This is a genomic window from Sphingomonas degradans, assembly GCF_053502645.1.
Genome location: NZ_CP177172.1, coordinates 2503272 through 2520504 on the forward strand (window position 1 = coordinate 2503272; position 17233 = coordinate 2520504).

The 17233-nt window shown below is 67.2% G+C and carries 13 protein-coding genes; 6 read left to right on the forward strand and 7 right to left on the reverse strand.

Annotated features, from left to right (window positions below; genetic code table 11):
* The first annotated feature begins 42 nt into the window (after nt 1-42).
* The 5 genes from ACG3SL_RS11365 to ACG3SL_RS11385 are packed head-to-tail and all read left to right on the forward strand — an operon-like array spanning nt 43 to nt 6161.
* Nucleotides 43-1965: a methyl-accepting chemotaxis protein gene (locus ACG3SL_RS11365; protein WP_448661226.1), complete on the forward strand. Its 1923-nt coding sequence runs from the start codon at nt 43-45 to the stop codon at nt 1963-1965.
* The gene (locus ACG3SL_RS11370; RefSeq protein ID WP_448661227.1) at nt 1962-2444 is read left to right on the forward strand and encodes a chemotaxis protein CheW; all 483 of its coding nucleotides are present in this window, start codon (nt 1962-1964) and stop codon (nt 2442-2444) included. The genes ACG3SL_RS11365 and ACG3SL_RS11370 overlap by 4 nt, the downstream gene beginning before the upstream one ends.
* A gap of 28 nt (nt 2445-2472) precedes the next feature.
* Complete coding sequence (locus ACG3SL_RS11375; protein ID WP_448665117.1) at nt 2473-3315, forward strand: CheR family methyltransferase; 843 nt, start codon at nt 2473-2475, stop codon at nt 3313-3315.
* On the forward strand, nt 3312-4397 hold the full coding sequence (locus ACG3SL_RS11380) for a protein-glutamate methylesterase/protein-glutamine glutaminase (protein ID WP_448661228.1): 1086 nt from the start codon (nt 3312-3314) through the stop codon (nt 4395-4397). Before ACG3SL_RS11375 ends, ACG3SL_RS11380 begins: the two co-directional genes overlap by 4 nt.
* 21 nt (nt 4398-4418) lie before the next feature.
* The gene (locus ACG3SL_RS11385; RefSeq protein WP_448661229.1) at nt 4419-6161 is read left to right on the forward strand and encodes a hypothetical protein; all 1743 of its coding nucleotides are present in this window, start codon (nt 4419-4421) and stop codon (nt 6159-6161) included.
* A gap of 75 nt (nt 6162-6236) precedes the next feature.
* Here the strand turns inward: ACG3SL_RS11385 and ACG3SL_RS11390 are convergent, their stop codons facing one another.
* The 7 genes from ACG3SL_RS11390 to ACG3SL_RS11420 all read right to left on the reverse strand — a co-directional run bounded on the left by ACG3SL_RS11390 (nt 6237) and on the right by ACG3SL_RS11420 (nt 14262).
* Entirely contained in the window at nt 6237-6980 is a 744-nt protein-coding gene (locus ACG3SL_RS11390; RefSeq protein ID WP_448661231.1) for an acetoacetate decarboxylase, read from the reverse strand.
* Nucleotides 6977-8113 (reverse strand): patatin-like phospholipase family protein, encoded by a 1137-nt coding sequence (locus ACG3SL_RS11395; protein ID WP_448661232.1) that lies wholly within the window; start codon nt 8111-8113, stop codon nt 6977-6979. Before ACG3SL_RS11395 ends, ACG3SL_RS11390 begins: the two co-directional genes overlap by 4 nt.
* Before the next feature lie 61 nt (nt 8114-8174).
* Entirely contained in the window at nt 8175-8957 is a 783-nt protein-coding gene (locus ACG3SL_RS11400; RefSeq protein WP_448661234.1) for a 3-hydroxybutyrate dehydrogenase, read from the reverse strand.
* 196 nt (nt 8958-9153) lie between these two features.
* Complete coding sequence (locus ACG3SL_RS11405) at nt 9154-10542, reverse strand: efflux transporter outer membrane subunit (RefSeq protein ID WP_448661235.1); 1389 nt, start codon at nt 10540-10542, stop codon at nt 9154-9156.
* Entirely contained in the window at nt 10539-11633 is a 1095-nt protein-coding gene (locus tag ACG3SL_RS11410) for an HlyD family secretion protein (RefSeq protein ID WP_448661236.1), read from the reverse strand. The genes ACG3SL_RS11405 and ACG3SL_RS11410 overlap by 4 nt, the downstream gene beginning before the upstream one ends.
* Nucleotides 11620-13383, reverse strand: coding sequence for an MFS transporter (locus tag ACG3SL_RS11415; protein ID WP_448661237.1), 1764 nt, complete (start codon nt 13381-13383; stop codon nt 11620-11622). The genes ACG3SL_RS11410 and ACG3SL_RS11415 overlap by 14 nt, the downstream gene beginning before the upstream one ends.
* Nucleotides 13384-13434: 51 nt before the next feature.
* Entirely contained in the window at nt 13435-14262 is an 828-nt protein-coding gene (locus ACG3SL_RS11420; protein ID WP_448661238.1) for a hypothetical protein, read from the reverse strand.
* Nucleotides 14263-14455: 193 nt separating this feature from the next.
* On the opposite strand from ACG3SL_RS11420, the gene ACG3SL_RS11425 reads away from it, so the two are divergent.
* Nucleotides 14456-17215: an ATP-binding protein gene (locus tag ACG3SL_RS11425; protein WP_448661239.1), complete on the forward strand. Its 2760-nt coding sequence runs from the start codon at nt 14456-14458 to the stop codon at nt 17213-17215.
* The last annotated feature ends 18 nt before the right edge of the window (nt 17216-17233 follow it).

Consider the following 17233-nt stretch of genomic DNA (forward strand, 5'->3'; position numbering starts at 1 on the left):
ACCCCCTTCCTTCCGCGAACATGTGACAACAGGACGTATTCTATGAGCATCAATATTTTCAGCGGCGTGTCCAAGGCGACCCTGACCGAAGAACTCGCACGCCTCAATCGTTCCTTCGCACGGGGCGACATCGCCGAACGCGCGGATCTCTCGCTCGCCAAGGGGCACACGCGAGACGTCCTCGCGGCGATCAACGACCTGCTGGACAAATCGAACCAGCCCGTCGCGGACCTGAACGACCGCATTTCCCAGATGTGCGCCGAGCACGACAAGGGCGATATCGACGCCATTTTGCCGGTCGACCATTTTCAGGGCGACCTCGCCGTCATCGCAAAGCGCGTCAACGGCCTGGTTGCCAGCCATATCGGGGTGAAGAAACAGGCCATGGCGTGCGTCCACGCGTTTGCCGAAGGCGATTTCAACGCCAAGCTGGAGCAGTTGCCCGGCAAGAAAGCATTCATCAACGATACCATCGAAATGCTGCGCGCCAATTTCAAAGGTATCTTGGCCGAGATGCGACAGATGTACTCCGAACATGAAAAGGGAGACATCGACGTATTCCTGTCCGTGGAGAAATTCCCCGGCGATTTCGCGACAATGGCGAACGGCGTAAACGAAATGGTTTCCGCCCATATCGCTGTGAAAAAGAAAGCGATGGCGTGCATCAAGGAATTTGGCGAGGGTAATTTCAATGCGACGCTCGAACAGTTTCCGGGCAAGAAGGCGTTCATAAACGACACCATCGAGACGCTGCGCAGGAACCTGCGCGAGATCACTGCGGAGGTCCAGCGTCTGATCGCCTCATCCACGGCGGGTGACCTCAGCGAACGCGGGAACGAAAAGCGCTTCGTCGGCGACTTCGCTTCGCTCGTTTCGGGCATCAACGGCATGATGGACGCGATCCTGACTCCGATTTCGGAGGGCAATCGCGTGCTCGACGCCGTCAGTTCGGGAGATCTGCGCGAGCGGTTCGAAATCCCGTGCGACGGGGATCATCGTCGTATGCGGGATGCGATCAACCTGCTGGTCGAGAATCTCCGCGTCATCATCGCCGATACCCGCACCTCCTCGGAACAGGTCGCCTCGGGTAGCCAGGAACTCTCCGCCAGCTCGGAGCAGCTGTCGCAGAGCGCTACCGAACAGGCCGCCGCGACCGAGGAAGTCTCTGCCTCGATGGAGCAGATGGCGGCGAACATCCGCCAGAATACCGAGAACGCCGTGCAGACCGAGAAAATGGCCCGCCAGTCTGCGCTCGCCGCCGAGAGCAGCGGCGAAGCGGTGGAGCGCGCGGTCGGCGCGATGCGGACGATCGCCGAGAAGATCGGGATCGTGCAGGAAATCGCCCGCCAGACCGATCTGCTCGCGCTGAATGCCGCAGTGGAGGCGGCGCGCGCCGGCGAGCATGGCCGTGGCTTCGCGGTGGTCGCCTCGGAAGTGCGCAAGCTGGCCGAACGCAGCCAGGGCGCGGCGACGGAGATCAGCTCGGTATCGAGCGAAACCGTCAAGGCCGCAGTCGAAGCCGGCGAGATGCTGCGCAAGCTGGTGCCGGACATCCGCCGCACCGCCGAACTCATCTCGGAGATCAGCGCAGCCTGCCGCGAACAGGATATCGGCGCCGTGCAGATCAACAAGGCGATCCAGCAGCTCGACCAGGTCACCCAGCAGAATGCCAGCGCCTCGGAAGAGATTTCGTCGACCTCCGAGGAACTCGCCGGCCAGGCCGACGAACTACAGTCCAGCATCGCCTATTTCCAGCTGCCGGGCGGCCAGCGCGAGGCCGGGAAGGCAACGCGCGGTCGCGGCACGGAGGTGGCACGCAGCCGGGCCCCGGCAAAGGCAACCAAGCCCGCCCCCCGCGGCGCGACGGTGACCGAACAACAGGCCCGCGCGCACGGCTTCGCGCTCGATCTCAGCAATGGCGGCCCCGATGCCGACGATGCCGATTTCGGAGCGCAGGCGGCATGAGCGGCGGCGGCGAGCTCCAGATCGTCACGTTCGGCCTTGGGGCGGAAGTGTTCGCGGTCCCGGTCTCGCTCGTCCGCGAGATTCTCGACTATCGCGAGGCCTTCCGCATCCCTAACGGGCCCGACTATCTGCTGGGCCTCACCGACATGCGTGGCCACTGCGTGACGACGATCGACTTCCGCGTCCGCCTCGGCCTGCCCGCCGCCCAGCCGACGCCGAGCACGCGGATCCTCGTCGTCGACGTGCCCGTGGCCGGCCGCGTGCTGATGCTGGGGCTGGTGGTCGATCGCGTGCTGGAAGTGTGCAGCGTCGCCGTCGAGCAGCTGGAGGGCGCCCCCGATATCGGGGTGCGCTGGCCGTCGGACTATATCGCCGGGGTGTTCCGCCGTGCGGACGGCTTCGTCGTGCTGGTCGAGATGGGCAGGATCTTCTCGGCCGAGGATGCCGGGCTGCTCGATCGCCCGGCCGCGGCTGCGTGATTCGGTCTTGAGCACCGCCCGCACCTTGATGGGGATGTCCCCGCCGGACACGCTGAGCGCGCGCAACTTCGCGCGGCTGGCCCAGCACGTCTACGACGTCGCGGGGATCAAGCTGCCCGACGCCAAGAAGACGATGGTCGAAGGCCGGCTACGGCGGCGGCTCCAGGCCGTGGGTGTCGACACGCTCGATGCTTATTGCGACCACCTCTTCTCCGGCGAACATGCTGCGGTGGAAACGCCGCTGCTGATCAACGTGGTCACCACCAACAAGACCGATTTCTTCCGCGAGCCCGCCCATTTCGATTTTGTGGTGGAAACGGCGCTGCCGGCGTTGCTGCGGCAGGGTGTCCGGACGCTCCGGGTGTGGAGCGCCGCCTGCTCGATTGGCCCTGAGCCCTATACGCTGGCGATGGTGCTCGATGACTATGCCGCGCGCCACGGCGGGCCCGAATACGGCATCCTCGCGACCGACATCGACACCGATGTCCTCGCCGCCGCGCGCAAGGGGATCTTCCCCGCCGGCCTGCTCGCGCCGGTGCCGGCGGCAATGCACCGCACCTATGTCCGCACGCCCAACGACCGCAGCCGTCGCGAGGTGCGGATCGCACCTCAACTGCGCAGCGCGATCGGTTTCGCCCGGTTGAACCTGATGGACGAAAGCTATCCGGTGGGAGAGCCCATGCACCTGATCTTCTGCCGAAACGTGCTGATCTATTTCGACAAGCCCACCCAGCGAAAGGTGGTGTCGCGGCTGCTCGAATGCCTGGCGCCGGGCGGCTATCTGTTCCTCGGCCATTCGGAATCGGTGCACGGCATGGACCTGCCGCTCACGCCCGTGGGCAGCACGGTGTTCCAGCGGAGGCAGCCATGACCGTCGGCAGGATCCGCGTGCTGATCGTCGATGATTCGGCCAGCGTGCGCCAGACCATGGCGTCGATCCTGGGCGAGGACCCCGAGATCGAAGTGATCGGCACCGCCGCCGATCCGTTCAGCGCCGCGCGACGGATCAAGGAAATGGTGCCCGACGTCATCACGCTCGACGTCGAGATGCCCCGGATGGATGGCATCACCTTCCTCAAGAAGCTGATGGCGCAGTGCCCGGTCCCGGTAGTGATGTGCTCGTCGCTGACTGAAGAAGGATCGGAGACGCTGCTCCAGGCGATGGAGGCGGGTGCGGTCGACGTGATCCTCAAGCCGCGCTTCGGGGTCGCCGATCACCTGGCCGAACATCATCTCCAGATCCGGGACGTAGTGAAGGCGGCCGCCCGCGCCAAGGTGCGTGGACGCACCACCGCCCGTGCCTTTCGCAGCGAGGCGCCGCCCAAGAAGCTCACCGCCGACGCGATGCTGCCGCCGCCCGACAGCAAGCCGATGAGCCGCACCACCGAAATGGTGGTGTGCATGGGCGCATCGACCGGCGGGACCGAGGCTTTGCGCGAAGTGCTGGAGGCGCTGCCCGCCAACTCGCCCGGCATCGTCATCGTCCAGCACATGCCCGAGCATTTCACCCGCGCCTTCGCGCAGCGGCTGAACGGGCTGTGCCACGTGGACGTGAAGGAAGCCGCCGACGGCGATCCGGTGTTGCGCGGCCATGTGCTGATCGCGCCCGGCGGCAAGCACACGATGCTCGAACGCCAGGGTGCGCGCTATTCCGTGTCGGTGCGCGACGGACCGCTGGTCTCGCGCCATCGCCCCTCGGTCGACGTGCTGTTCCGCTCGGCCGCGCGCGCGGCGGGATCGAACGCAGTCGGCATCATCATGACCGGCATGGGCGACGACGGCGCGCGCGGGCTGCTGGAGATGCGGCAGGCCGGCGCCCGCACCTTCGCGCAGGACGAGGCGACGTCGATCGTGTTCGGCATGCCCAAGGAAGCAATCGCCCGCGACGCCGCCGAACGCGTCATCGCGCTCGGCCATATCGCCAGCGAACTGCTCGCGGCGGCAACCCGGTGAGCGCGCGGAAAGGAACTCGTCTTGTACGCAGCCGATACCCCTGAGCCCGATCCCGGCGCCGAAATCTCGCTGCCCGCGATCGAGGCAACGATAACCCGCATTGCGGCCGGGCTCGACGCGCGGTTCGTCTCGGCGGGCGAGGCGCTGGCGCAGGCCTATGGCATCGTCGAGCAACTGGTCCAGGAACTCGAGAGCGTCACCAACGCCCTGGGCCGGGACGCCGCCGAGGCGGCGATCGGCAACATGCAGGCCATCGCCAACCGGCTTGAGCGGCTGCCGCAGGTGCAGGCCGCGCGGCGCGAGGGGCTGGAGCGGATCGCCACCGGCGCGCAGCCGCTGCGCCATCAGATCGGCCAGGTGATGCGGACGCTCGATTTCCTGCGCATCTGCGGGTTGAACATCCGTGTTGCCGCCGCCGGGCAGAACGGCTTTTCCGCCTTTGCCGATACCATGTCCGAACGGCTCGATGTCGGCGAGCGCGAGATCGGCGGCATCGGCGAGGACATCGAGCAACTGATCGCCAGCATCCCCGCGCTGCTCGAAGTGGATCGCCAGCTCGGCGCGGAATGCGCGCGCGTGATCCCGCAGGTGCCACGCAAGCTCTCCGCCGACGCCGTCGCGCTGCAACGCCACCAGGTGCAGGACAGCGTGCGCGCCGCCCGCATCGCCGATGTGGCGCGCGACATCCGTGCAAAGGTGGCAAGTGCCATCGGCGCCATGCAGATCGGCGACATCACGCGCCAGCGGCTGGAACATATCGCTGCCGGCCTCGGCGCCGTGATCGCGGTGCGCCAGCAGGGCGATCTTGCGCAGCCCGGCGCGGTGCTGCAGGCCAGCGGCCATGTGATTGCGCTGCTCGCTGCGCAGACGGCCGACACGATAACCGGTTTTCATCAGGAATCGCTGCGGCTCTGCGAAAGCCTGACGGGGATCGCGCCCAGCATCGCGGCGCTGCTGGAGATCAAGGCCGAGGGGGACCGGGCGACGAGCGGCGACGACAAGGCCGCGTTCCTCGCCGCGCTCGAACAAAGCGTGGCAGAGGTGAGCACGGTGACCACCAAGCTGCGCGATGCCGATGCCCGCGCCCAGACGCTGTCCCTCTCCACCTCCGATGGCGCCGAGCGCCTCGCCGCCCGGCTGCGCATCGTGCACCGCGTCAACGAAGACGTGCATCTGATGGCGTGGAACACCGATCTGCGGTGCCACCGGCTTGGCGATGAGGGCAAGGCATTGGCGATGGTCGCCTCCGAAATCCGGACCTTCGCGACGACGCTGGCGCGGATTTCCGGCGCGATCCGTACGTCGGTGGAAACGCTGGTGGAGGCGGTTGCGGCGCTGCGCGACCCCGATGCAGAGCCGGGTGTCGATCTGGCCACGGCACTCGTCGCCTCGATGGAGTGTATTCACCATGGCGCGATGCGCATGCGCGAAGGGATCCAGGGCCTCGACGCGCACGCGGCATCGGTCACGCGGACTATCGAAGCCACCAGCCGGGCGATCGACTGCGAAGCCGAATATGGCGAGGAACTGCGGATGGCCGCAGAGCGGCTGTCGTTACTGGCGGCACCGTGCCCTGCGCCGGACGAAGAGACTGCGGCGATACTGCACCCGCTGCTCGACCGGATCGCCCAGAGCTACACCATGGCCAGCGAACGCGCCGTGCACCGCGCCTTCGCGATCGCCTCCGCCGCCGAGCAGGAAGAAGTGGAAACCGAAGCCGGCACGCCCGGGGAGGATGAAGACGAGGACGACGGCCTGTTCTGAGCGACGCGGCCCGATAGGGCGTTTTCCCGACCATGCGGGACGGGTGGTATGAGTCGCGCTCAACGCGACTTGGTATTACGTGTCGTCGAGATAGTCGTAGACGACCTTGCCAAGTCCGAGTGTGAGGTCCGCAACGAAATGGGTTGTCGACACGAGTTCGCGTATCGGCAGATCCGCCACCGGCGCCAGCGCATGGGGAACCAGCGACAAGGCCCCCGGCCCCGTCCACACCCCTTTCAGCTGAATGTCTTCCAGATGATACTCGACGAGTTCGCAGATGCGGGCGGTTCCGTCGACGTGAGGAATGATCTTCAGGAGGAAGTTCGGCGCGGCGAGCGAGCGCAGCGTCGCGTCCGCGTCCCCCACCTTGTACTTGTAGCCCATGGTCCCTGTCGCGACGCGGACCGGGCCGTAGTCCAGCGTGCCGACCAGCGTGTCGGTTTCGGTCTGGAGGCTGGGGCCGGCGAGCTTCTTGGGAAAGCCCCATATCTCCCGCCCGCCCGCGATCGGCGGGTGGTCGTTCAGGAACATGTTGAGCGTGTAATTCCCGCTCACGCCCCGGAAGCGCACGGGGATGACCTGACCGGCTTCGGTGTAATTGCCGAAGCCGGTCGAGTCCGGCATGCGGATGAATTCGAACTTCACCAGGTCGGAGACGACTTCGAGCGGTTCGGGGACGATCGCGCGAAGCTTGTCGGGATCGGTGCGGTAGGTGAGGATGAGGAACTCGCGGTCGCAGAACCGATACGGCCCCGGCGGGTACGCAGGTTGTGTCAGCGGCATCGCGAACGCGTGCTTGCGGACGTCGGAAATGTTCATGAAAGCCTCCCGTCGGCGGCAATGTCGAAGGTGAAGACGCCATCGGCGCTGGTCGGGCGCTGCAGCACTTCGGGATGGCGCAGGGTGCGGATCGTGTCGGACAGCCCCGCAGCCCAATGGTCTTCCATGCTGCGCGCCGAAAATTGGAAGTCCTTCGAGTCCCCTTCCGTGCGATGCGCCTGATAGATGAGCTGGATGATGTTGTAGACCTTGCGATCGGACTCGGGGGCCAGCAGCGCATATTCGGGCGTGTCGCGCAGAGGTTCGGGCAGTTTCGAAATGAGTTCGGTCAAGGCGCTGCGCAGCTGCTGCTCCTTCCTGAACTGATCGGATCGCGCCCGTGTCCGGCTGGAATACTGGATTTCCTTCTGGCGGGTCATCACCTCCGGCATCGTGCGAGGGATGGCGCCGCGTGCGCTCCACAAATCGACCTGGAAGGCGAGCGTATCCTGGCGCTCTGCGCCATCGACCACCCATTGGAGCGGGGTGTTCGAGACGACGCCGCCGTCCCAATAAAACTCGCCTTCAATCTCGACCGGCGGCAAGGCAGGGGGGAGCGCGCCGCTGGCCATGACATGCTCGGGCCGGATCGCGTGCGTCCGGTTGTCGAAATAGATCAGGTTGCCCGTCGCCACGTTCACTGCGCCGACGCTGAAGCGCATTTCGCCCGCATTGATCCTGTCGAAATCGACCAGCCGTTCGAGCGTCGTCTTGAGCGACGACGTATCGTAGAAGCTGATCGCGTCCAGCGTGCCGGCAGGCGCGAAATAGGCGGGCACCCTCCGCGGCGCAAAGAACCCTCCGACACCGCGCAATACAGCGTCCGCAGCATGCCACTGGTTTGCCCAGTGGCGGACCAGGTCTCCGCCGAGTTGGCTGGGCGTGCCCACCCAGTCCGACCAGGGGTCGGCGGTCACGGTCTTCCAGAAGGCACGCAGCTTCTCGACGCGCAGCTCCGGCGCGTTGCCGGCGATCAGCGCGGCGTTGATCGCGCCGATCGAGATGCCCGCGACCCAGTTCGGGTGGAGTGACGCTTCGGCCAGTGCTTCGTACACACCGGCTTGATAGGCGCCGAGCGCACCGCCGCCCTGCAGGACAAGCGCGACGCAATCAAAGGGAGCCGGTTGCTGCACGCGCCCGGCCCGCCCAAATCTCTCAGGTTTCAATGCGATATTCATTGGAGCGCCCCCTTGGCTATTGCATCGCCCAGCCGTGGCTGACCACGATCGACTGACCAGTCAGTGCATTGGAAGGAAATGCCGCGAGAAACGTCGCACACCGCGCCACGTCGTCGAGCGTGGTGAACTGCCCGTCGATGGTTTCCTTGAGCATGACGTCGCGGATCACCTGTTCTTCGGTGATGCCGAGTTCTTTCGCCTGCTGCGGGATTTGCTTCTCGACGAGCGGAGTCCGCACAAATCCCGGGCAGACCACGTTGGCGCGGACGCCGTGCTCGGCACCTTCCTTCGCGACGACCTTGGCGAGCCCGAGCAGCCCGTGTTTAGCCGCGACATACGGCGCCTTCAGCCTGGACGCTTCCTTGGAGTGTGCCGACCCGATGTAGAGGATCGAGCCGCCGCGCTGCTGGGCGTACATCCGCTGAAGACATGCCCGGGTGGTGAGGAACGCGCCGTCCAGATGGATCGCGAGCATCTTCTTCCAGTCCGCGAAAGCGAACTCGTCGACGGGCGACACGATCTGGATGCCTGCGTTGGAGACGAGGATATCGATCCCACCGAAGGAATCGCATACCGCGCCTACGCCCGCATCGACCTCGCTCTCGCTCGTCACGTCCATCTTCACCGCCATGGCCGAGACGCCGCTGGGATCGAGCTCTTCGGCAGTCGCGCGCGCGGCGTCGATGTTGAGATCGGCAATGGCCACTTTTGCGCCTTGCTGGATGAACTGGCGGGCGATCTCCTTCCCGATCCCGCTGGCGGCGCCCGTGACGATCGCGACTTTATTTCCCAAATCCATTCGAATTTCCTTGTCGTCTGACGCCACACCCTCTCACCGAGGCGGGATATCTATGGCGTTCTGAGGTCTCACCGCTGCGCCGGGTAGGCGTCGCCAGGGGCGACAAGCCTTTCGCCGCGCTCCATCGTCTAAAGAGCGTATTGCATGGCGGTCCGGAGGTGAGGGACCGTTAGCGACAAGGTGATGCGCGGACGGATCATTCCGCCCGCCGCCCCGGAGGCTGCCAACCGCCCCCAAGCGCCTGAAAGAGCGCGGTCGATGCGAGCAGGCGGTCGCCGCGCGCCTGCACGAGCGACAATTGCGACGACAACAGGCTGCGCTCGGCGTCGAGCTGTTCGAGATAGGGCGAATAGCCCTCGCGATAGCGGCGCGACGCGAGCTGCTGGACGCGGAGGAGCGCGGCCTGCTGGCGCGTCAGCACATCCTCCTGTTCTCCATACCGTTCGACCGACGCCATCCCGTCTTCGACCTCGCGAAACGCCGTAAGCGCCGCCTTTCGATACGCAAAGGCGGCCTGGTCGCGGCGGGCGCTCGCGCCATCTGCCTGGGCGCGGATCCTTCCGCCGTTGAAGATCGGCGCCAGGATGCTGCCGCCCAGCGAGAAGATCGAAAGCGGATCGTCCGGGAGCAGCGAGGACGCGACGAAGCCGCCGGATGCCGCCAGCTTGATGTCGGGCAGGAACGCGGCGCGTGCCGCGTCGAGCGCGCGATCGGCCGCAACGACCTGTTGCTCGGCTGCGGCGATGTCGGGGCGCTGTCGAAGCACGCGCGCCGGCAGCTGCGACGGGATCATTGGGACGGTCAGCGCCGTCAGCGCCGCGCCGCGCGCGATGGGGCCCGGCGCGCGATCGAGCAGGATGCTGAGGCCGTTCTCCAGCTTGGCGATCGCGAGGTCCACGGTCGGGAGGATTTGGGCCGCCGCCTGATACTCCGCTTCGGCCTGCGCCAGATCGAGTTGCGAGCCATACCCCGCCTCAGCGCGGCGGCGAATGAGCTTCAGGGTGCCCGCGCGCGCATCGAGCGTGCGGCGCAGGATCGCCCGCCGTTCGTCCAACGTCCTGAGCTGGACATAGCCGCTGACCACGCCTGCGGCGATGGCAAGCCGGACAGTTTCGCGGCTGTCCTCGCTGGCAAGGAGCTGTGCTTTCGCGGCGGCGGCGCTGTTGCGCAGGCGGCCGAACAGGTCGAGGTCGAACGACGCCTGCACGTCGCCCTGCCCCGCCCATTGCTCGACATCGATCCCGAACGCGTTGACGCTGCGGGTGCGGCCGCCCGTGCCGACGGCTTGGACCTGCGGCATCCGGGCGCCGCGCGCGGCGGCGAACTGCGCGCGCGCCTCCTCGACCCGCGCGGCGGCGATTGCGATATCCGCATTGCGCGCGAGCGCCGCTTCCACGAGGCCGTCCAGCGTGGCATCGCCAAAGCTACGCCACCATTGCGCGTCGACGGCGATGTCCAATGCTCCGCGAGCATCGCGCCACTGGGCCGGCGGCGTGACCTCGGCTGCTGGCGGCACCGCCGGGCGGGGGCCGGCACAGGCCGACAGCAGCAGGGCGAGGCTGACGGCAGCTAGACGCCCCCTCATGGCCGGGCGCTCGTGTCGACGCGGACCTCCACCGACATGCCCGGGCGCAGGCGCTTCGCCTCTGCCGCGCCGGGATCGATCGCGATCCGCACGCCGATCCGCTGCGGGATTTTCACGAAGTTGCCGGTCGCATTGTCCGGCTTGAGCACCGCGAACTCCGATCCGGCAGCGGGCGACAGGCGCTCGACATGGCCCTTCAGCCTGGCGCCATTCAGGGCGTCAACGGTCAGGATGGCGGGCTGGCCCGGGCGAATCCGGCCTGTCTGGGTTTCCTTGAAGTTGGCGATGACCCAGCGGTCCGGCGGCACGATCGCGAGCAGCTGCGATCCGTTGGTGACATAGGTGCCGACGCGGATGCCGACTTCGCCAAGGACGCCGCTTTCGGGCGCGCGGATCACGGTGTGCTCGAGGTCGATCTCGGCGGCGTGCAGCTGTGCGTGCGCCGCTTCGACCTGCGCTTCCAGACCGCCACGGCCGACTTCGACCGTTCGGATATCCTGGCGGCCGATCTCGCTGCCGGCCTGTGCCTGGCGCAGCTGCGCCTGTGCCTGGGCGAGCGCCGCCAGCGTCTGGTCGCGCTCGCGCATCGAGATCGAGCCATCGCGGGCAAGATCCTGCGCGCGCGCCATGTCGGCCTGCGCGCGGGCGAGCTGCGCGCGAGCGCCTTCGACGCCTGCTACCTGGCCCTGGAGGCCTGCTGATCGGGATGCGCGCGCCTGGGTGGAATTGGCCAGCGCGGCCTCGGCTGCCGAGAGATTGGCGCGCGCCTGCTCGACGCGGGCGCGGTAGACGCGGTCGTCGATGCGCACCAATATCTGGCCGGGCGTGACCACCTGATAGTCGTGGACCAGCACCTGCAGGACGTAGCCGCTCACCTGCGGCGCAATGACCGTGACCCGGCCGCGCACATAGGCATTGTCGGTCGCCTCGTATCGCCCGGCAAAGGGCGGCAGACTCCAGGCGGCGAGGACGAGGAGAATACCGGCAAGCGCCAGCGCCACCGTGGCGGCGATCCGTATCGGGCGCTTGGCGGCGGGGCGCCACTGCGGCGCCGCGTTCTCTGGCGGTTGGGCGTCTTCAGCTGCGGTCATGGGTCTTCTCTCGGGTGCGCGCGACGAGGATGTTCGCGAAAAGGAAGGCTGCGGTGACCAGCGCAAGCATGGCCACGAAGCGGAAAGTATCGTTGAAGGCGATCACCGCGGCTTCGCGCGCCATCGCCTGTCCCAACAGGCCCGCGCCCTGTGCGGCGCGCTGGGCCGGATCGACGAGCACGGCGGCCAGCGACGCGCCGCCGCCGCCGATCCGCGCGGCGACCTGCGGATCGCTGGCCAGCATATCGGCCGCAAGCGCGTTGCTGGCGTTGCGCGCCCAGGTCGTCTGCAACGAGCCGAGCAGCGCGGACCCCATGAGCCCGCCGACATTCTGCGTGATGCTGAACGTGACGACGAAGCTGACGAGGTGATCGCCTCCCCGCTGGATCATGCGGAGAAATCCGTAAAGCAGCGCCGGCCCTGCGAACAAGGTGGTGCCGAAGCCGATCAGGGCCTGGCTCAGCATCAATTGCGCAGGGCGTGTGAGCGTGGTTGCGTCGCTGTCCAGCCACGCGCCGGCAGCGATAATCAGGGCGGCGACCAGCACCTGCCAGGGCAAGCGGCGCTCGGACAGCGTCAGCGCGGCAGCGACAATCCCCAGCAGCATCGCGAGCACGACGACGGCGAACAGCGTCCCGAGCTGGTCGTTGTTGAGCCCGCCGAGCGTCAGCAGGCCGACCGCGCCATAGCTTTGCTCGGCCAGCGCCAGGCGCACGACCAGCGCGACGGCGGCGAACCGCAATATGCCCCAGGTGCCGATCCATTCGAAATGCACCAGCGGATCGCGCCGGTTCGTCTCGTTGAGAAACGCCGCCGTGAGCAACGCGATGGAAACCGCGAGCGCCACGCCGAGCCAGGGCGTGTCCGACCACCAGAGCGCACGGCCCTGCCCGATGACCTGACAGAGCAGCAACATGCCGGCGGTCGCCAGGGGGATCGTCAGGAAATCGCGCGGCGCGAACGCCTTGCTCTTCTCGCTGGGCGGCAGTGGCAGCGCGAGAAGGAGCGCAAGCGAAACCAGCGCCAGCGCGACTTCGATCGCGTGCAGACCCCAGAGCCCGTTGTCGACCAGCACCTCGACGGGGACGAGCCGGGCCAGCGGCGTGCCGAGCTGAGAAAGCCCCATGCCGATCACCGCGCCGACCGGCTTCGCCTTGGGTGGCAGCGCCTGCATCAGATAATAGACACCGAGGGTAATCAGCGCGGCGGCGGCCATGCCGCTGGTCGCGCGCACGAACACCGCCGCCCAGAAGCTGGCGAAGCCGAAATGGACCAGCCCCGCAAGCGCGTTAAGGCAAAGGAAAAAGCCGGTCACCTGCGCGATGCCGAACTGCGCCCGTGCCTTCACGAGCGAGAGGTTGGCCGTCGCATTCATCGCGACATAAAGTGCCGGCAGGGCGGCGGCCTCGGCAGCGTAGAGGCCCAGGGGGCCGGCGACGCTTCCCGTGTTGACCGTCGTCAGCGCGTTACCGAACGTCGAGGTCGCGCTGATGAACATGCCTATGGCAAAATAGCCGAGGCGACGACGAGCAGGATGCGATGGCGAGAATGGCGACCCGGCGAAGAGCGGTCGCTCCTCGGGCCTGAAAACATGCTCCCCGCTCATGACGCTGTCGACGGAACCGCGTCGCCAACAGCGCCCGTGCGGGCCACCGACGCGATCGTCACGCGGACGTGCGGATGGGCTGTGAGAAGATATGGTTTCACGGGTCAAACCTTCTGCCGGCGCCGAGCATTCGCCGCGCTGCACGGGTATAGGTCCTGACTCGCCGGTCCGGACGCGAGTGCCTGTTAGCGCGCTTCAGGCGGCATCCAGGACGCCCCGCTCGCGCAGCGCATCCTGCGGGAGCCGGTCAAGGATCACCCGCGCCATGCGTTCCTGCACGTCGAGTTCACTCTCGCCGACGATATCGATGCGGTCCGACCACAGGACCTCTCCCCAGCGACTGGACAGTTCCACCGACACCCGGCGCGTCTCCTGCACCCGGCGGATCGTGCCGTGCAGAACGAGATCCGATCCGGCGTGCAGGGCGACTTCGTCGAGCGAATAGCGGCTCTCGCGAAACTGGAACATGATCGCGCGCGGCGCGACCCGGAGACGCGCGTCCCGCTCCGCCGCGTAGATGATCTCGTCCGTCACCCCCGCCGCAAAGGCCTTCTCGTGGATGCACAGCGCAGTGAACGGCAGCACCGCCAGCATCGGCGACCTCGGCGCCGTGCCGGCCGCCTGGGCGATGCGCGATGCATCCTGCCGCAAGTGAAAGCGCGGCGCATAGCCTCCCGTCGGGATCGTCACGATCACCGGGTCCTCACGGCCCGGCCCGGTATAATAGGCCGCGAGCTTACGCCGCAATCGGCGCGCCTCGACGCGCACGGCGGAATCGATGCGCGGATCATAATCGACGACGCCGCCATAGAGCTCGACGCCGATCACCAGTTCCTTCAGCGTGCCCCCGCGACCGGCCAGCGCCTCCTCCACGACGAAGTGCAGAAAGGCGTACAGCTTGTCCGAGCCGGTGAACGCATGATCGCGAAGCCGTACCAGTTGCGCCCGCACGTCCTCGGGCGTTGGTCGAAAGGTCTCTCCGGCACCGGCATCAACCGGCGCAGCAATCTCTACGAGGCGCATACACTATCTCCGGGCGCGGAACGGTGGCGGACGTCGAGCAAATCTCGGTCCCCGTCCCTGCCCGAGCCGCATAGACGAACCGCCCAAAAGCCCCGACTTAACAGGTGTCAAAGGCTGCTAATTCGCGCATACAGTTAGCGCTAACGTGTCTGTCGGGGGGGACGTACGTGGGTCGGCTACACGCCAGACGGTCATGAGCGACAGGGTCATCCGGTTCGGCTCGTTCGAGCTTCGCCCGGAACGGGGGCAATTGCTGAGTGGCGGCGTCCGTGTCGGCCTGGGCTCCCGCGCGCTCGCGATCCTGGCGCTGCTCGCCGAACGCGCGGGTGAGGTCGTTTCGGTGCAGGAAATCACCGATCGCGTCTGGCCGAACATCTTCGTCCAGGAAAACAATCTGCGCGTGCACATCACCGCCATCCGCCGCGCGCTGCGCGCCGGGGCGGATGACGATATCGAGATCGTCAATGTGCCGGGCCGCGGCTATCGGTTGCGCGCCGACGTGACCATCGAGGCGACGGGCGAAGAAACGGCGCAGGTGCCGATCTCTGCGGAAATCCGCCCGCTGCCGCTGCCGCTGCAGATCAACCGCCTGATCGGCCGCGAGGCGTGCGTGGCCGAGGTGGTCGAGAGCGTCGCGCGGCATCGGCTGGTCACGATCGTCGGTTCGGGCGGCATCGGCAAGACGAGCGTGGCGCTGGCGGCGCTGACGCAGCTTCGCGCCCGCACCGCCGTGTGCCTTGTCGATCTGACCAACTGCACGTCGCTTGCGCACGTGGCCACCGCCACCGCCGCGGCGCTCCAAAGCCCGATGGGCCAGGACACGATGCCCGCCGTGCTGGTGGAACGCCTGCGCGCGGCCGAACTGGTCCTGATGATCGACAATTGCGAACATCTGATCGACACCGCAGCCAGAGCCGCAGAGGCGCTGCTGCAATCCTGCCCGCGCGTCACGCTGCTGGCGACCAGCCGCGAGCCGCTGCGGGTGCCGGGGGAAGTGCAGGTGCATCTCCAGCCCCTGCCTGTGCCCGCCGCAGCGGATACCATGGAGACGATAACCGGCAACCCATCGGTCGCGCTGTTCGCGGAGCGCGCGGCGGCGGCTGGGGGATTCTCGCTCGGCGAAGAGAATGCCCGGCAGGTCGCGGCGGTGTGTCGCTCGCTCGACGGACTGCCGCTCGCGCTCGAACTGGCGGCGGCAGCGGCGCCGATGGTGGGGCTGGATGCGCTGTCCAGTGGCCTCGCCGGGCGCCTCTCACCCTTCGCCTTTGGTCGTCGCACGCTCGCGCGCCACGAAACGCTCGAAGCGATGCTGGACTGGAGCTACGAGCTGCTCGCGCCTGACGAGCGGCTGGTGTTCGGCTGCCTCAGCCTGTTCCGCGCCACTTTCGATCTTGCCGCCGCCGTACAGGTCGCCGCGCCGGACCCGGCAGAGCCTATGAACACTGCGCAGGCCGTTCTGCAATTGGCGACGAAATCGTTGCTGACCGTCGAGCCTTCGCCCCGACACGTCACCTATCGCCTGCTGGAGACGACCAAGGCCTATGCCCGCCGCAAGCTGGAGGACTCCGGTCAGGCGGAAATCGCGGCGCGTCGGCACGCTGAATGGGTCGGGACGCTGCTGGATCGCGCCCAGGCCGATTGGCTGCGGATGGAGCGCGCCACCTGGTGGGAGCGATACGGCAACGCAATCGACGACGTGCGCGCGGCGCTGGTCTGGTCCCTCGGCGAGGCCGGCGACAGGCAATTGGGCATCCGCCTGATTATTGCTTCTGCACCGCTGTGGCTCGGCATGTCGCAATTCGCCGAATATCATCGCTGGCTGGAGCAGGCGCTTACCACGCTGGATACGCTTGGCCAGCGCGGCGGGGCCGAGGAAATCAAGCTCCAGATCGGCCTGTGCGTGCTGTTGTTCAACGCCGACCGGCCCGGCGAACGCTTCGTGCGCGCAGCGACGCAGGTGCTGCGCATTGCCAAGAAGCTCGGCGATCCCGTGGCCAGGGCGACGGCGCTGTGGATGCTTTCCGGTCAACGGGGAATCATGGGCGATCATCCCGCGTCGCTCACGCTTGCGCAGCAGATGCTGGGGCCGGAGCGCAATGATGTCGATCGCGACCTCCAGCATTTCGCCCAACGGGTGATAGCGACGATGACGTTCCGCGTCGGGCGCATGGAAGAATCGGCGGCGATCGGCGCCGAACTGGTCACCCACTGCAGCGACCGCACCGCCTATGGCGCCATGCTTCGATACGATCATGCGACGATATTGCGGGGCAACCACAGCGTGACGCTGGCGGTACAGGGCCGGCTGGAAAGCGCGCGGGCGACGATCATGGAAGCGGTGATCGATGCCCGGCGGCTGCGCAATCCGAGCTCGTTCTGCTATCTGTTGAGCAACGCGGCCTGTCCGGTCGCGCTGTGGCTGGGCGACGACGAACTGGCCCGGCACTATGCCGACCTGCTCGGTCGCGCGGCGGACGACAACCGCTTCACCTACATGGCCGAACTCGCCGCATGGTTTTCGCGGATCGCCGACCTGCGCATGGGGAAGCCGCCACAGCCGTTTCCGCTCGACCGAATCCGCCCACCCCTGCCGCACGACAAGGATGTGTTCATCACCGCCTGCGCGGCGCTGTGCGATGCAGAGGCGATCGCACGGGCGGAAGCAAGCGCCCCCCATTGGGCGACCGCAGAGATCCTGCGCGCCGACGGCGAGAACAGGCTGCAAGCCGGCGACGCAGCGGCTGCGCGGGCGCAGTTCGAACGCGCGCTGGCGATCGCAGAGGCGCAGGGCGCAGGGCTGTGGGCGCTGCGGGCCGCGACATCGCTGGCCCGCCTGATGCCCCCGGACGCGGCGGCGCGCATACTGGAGCCGGCCCTCGCGCGCATCGAAGGCGACGAACACCATCCGGACGTACGCGCAGCCCGCGCCCTGCTGCCCGAACTGACACGCTAACGCCCGGTCACGCCCCTC

Excerpts from the sequence above, each read along its gene's own strand:
- ACG3SL_RS11370 (WP_448661227.1), top strand. The coding sequence starts at position 1,962 with ATGAGCGGCGGCGGCGAGCTCCAGATCGTCACGTTCGGCCTTGGGGCG.
- ACG3SL_RS11425 (WP_448661239.1), top strand. The coding sequence starts at position 14,456 with ATGAGCGACAGGGTCATCCGGTTCGGCTCGTTCGAGCTTCGCCCGGAA.
- ACG3SL_RS11400 (WP_448661234.1), bottom strand. The coding sequence starts at position 8,957 with ATGGATTTGGGAAATAAAGTCGCGATCGTCACGGGCGCCGCCAGCGGG.
- ACG3SL_RS11405 (WP_448661235.1), bottom strand. The coding sequence starts at position 10,542 with ATGAGGGGGCGTCTAGCTGCCGTCAGCCTCGCCCTGCTGCTGTCGGCC.
- ACG3SL_RS11410 (WP_448661236.1), bottom strand. The coding sequence starts at position 11,633 with ATGACCGCAGCTGAAGACGCCCAACCGCCAGAGAACGCGGCGCCGCAG.
- ACG3SL_RS11375 (WP_448665117.1), top strand. The coding sequence starts at position 2,473 with ATGGGGATGTCCCCGCCGGACACGCTGAGCGCGCGCAACTTCGCGCGG.
- ACG3SL_RS11390 (WP_448661231.1), bottom strand. The coding sequence starts at position 6,980 with ATGAACATTTCCGACGTCCGCAAGCACGCGTTCGCGATGCCGCTGACA.
- ACG3SL_RS11365 (WP_448661226.1), top strand. The coding sequence starts at position 43 with ATGAGCATCAATATTTTCAGCGGCGTGTCCAAGGCGACCCTGACCGAA.
- ACG3SL_RS11420 (WP_448661238.1), bottom strand. The coding sequence starts at position 14,262 with ATGCGCCTCGTAGAGATTGCTGCGCCGGTTGATGCCGGTGCCGGAGAG.
- ACG3SL_RS11380 (WP_448661228.1), top strand. The coding sequence starts at position 3,312 with ATGACCGTCGGCAGGATCCGCGTGCTGATCGTCGATGATTCGGCCAGC.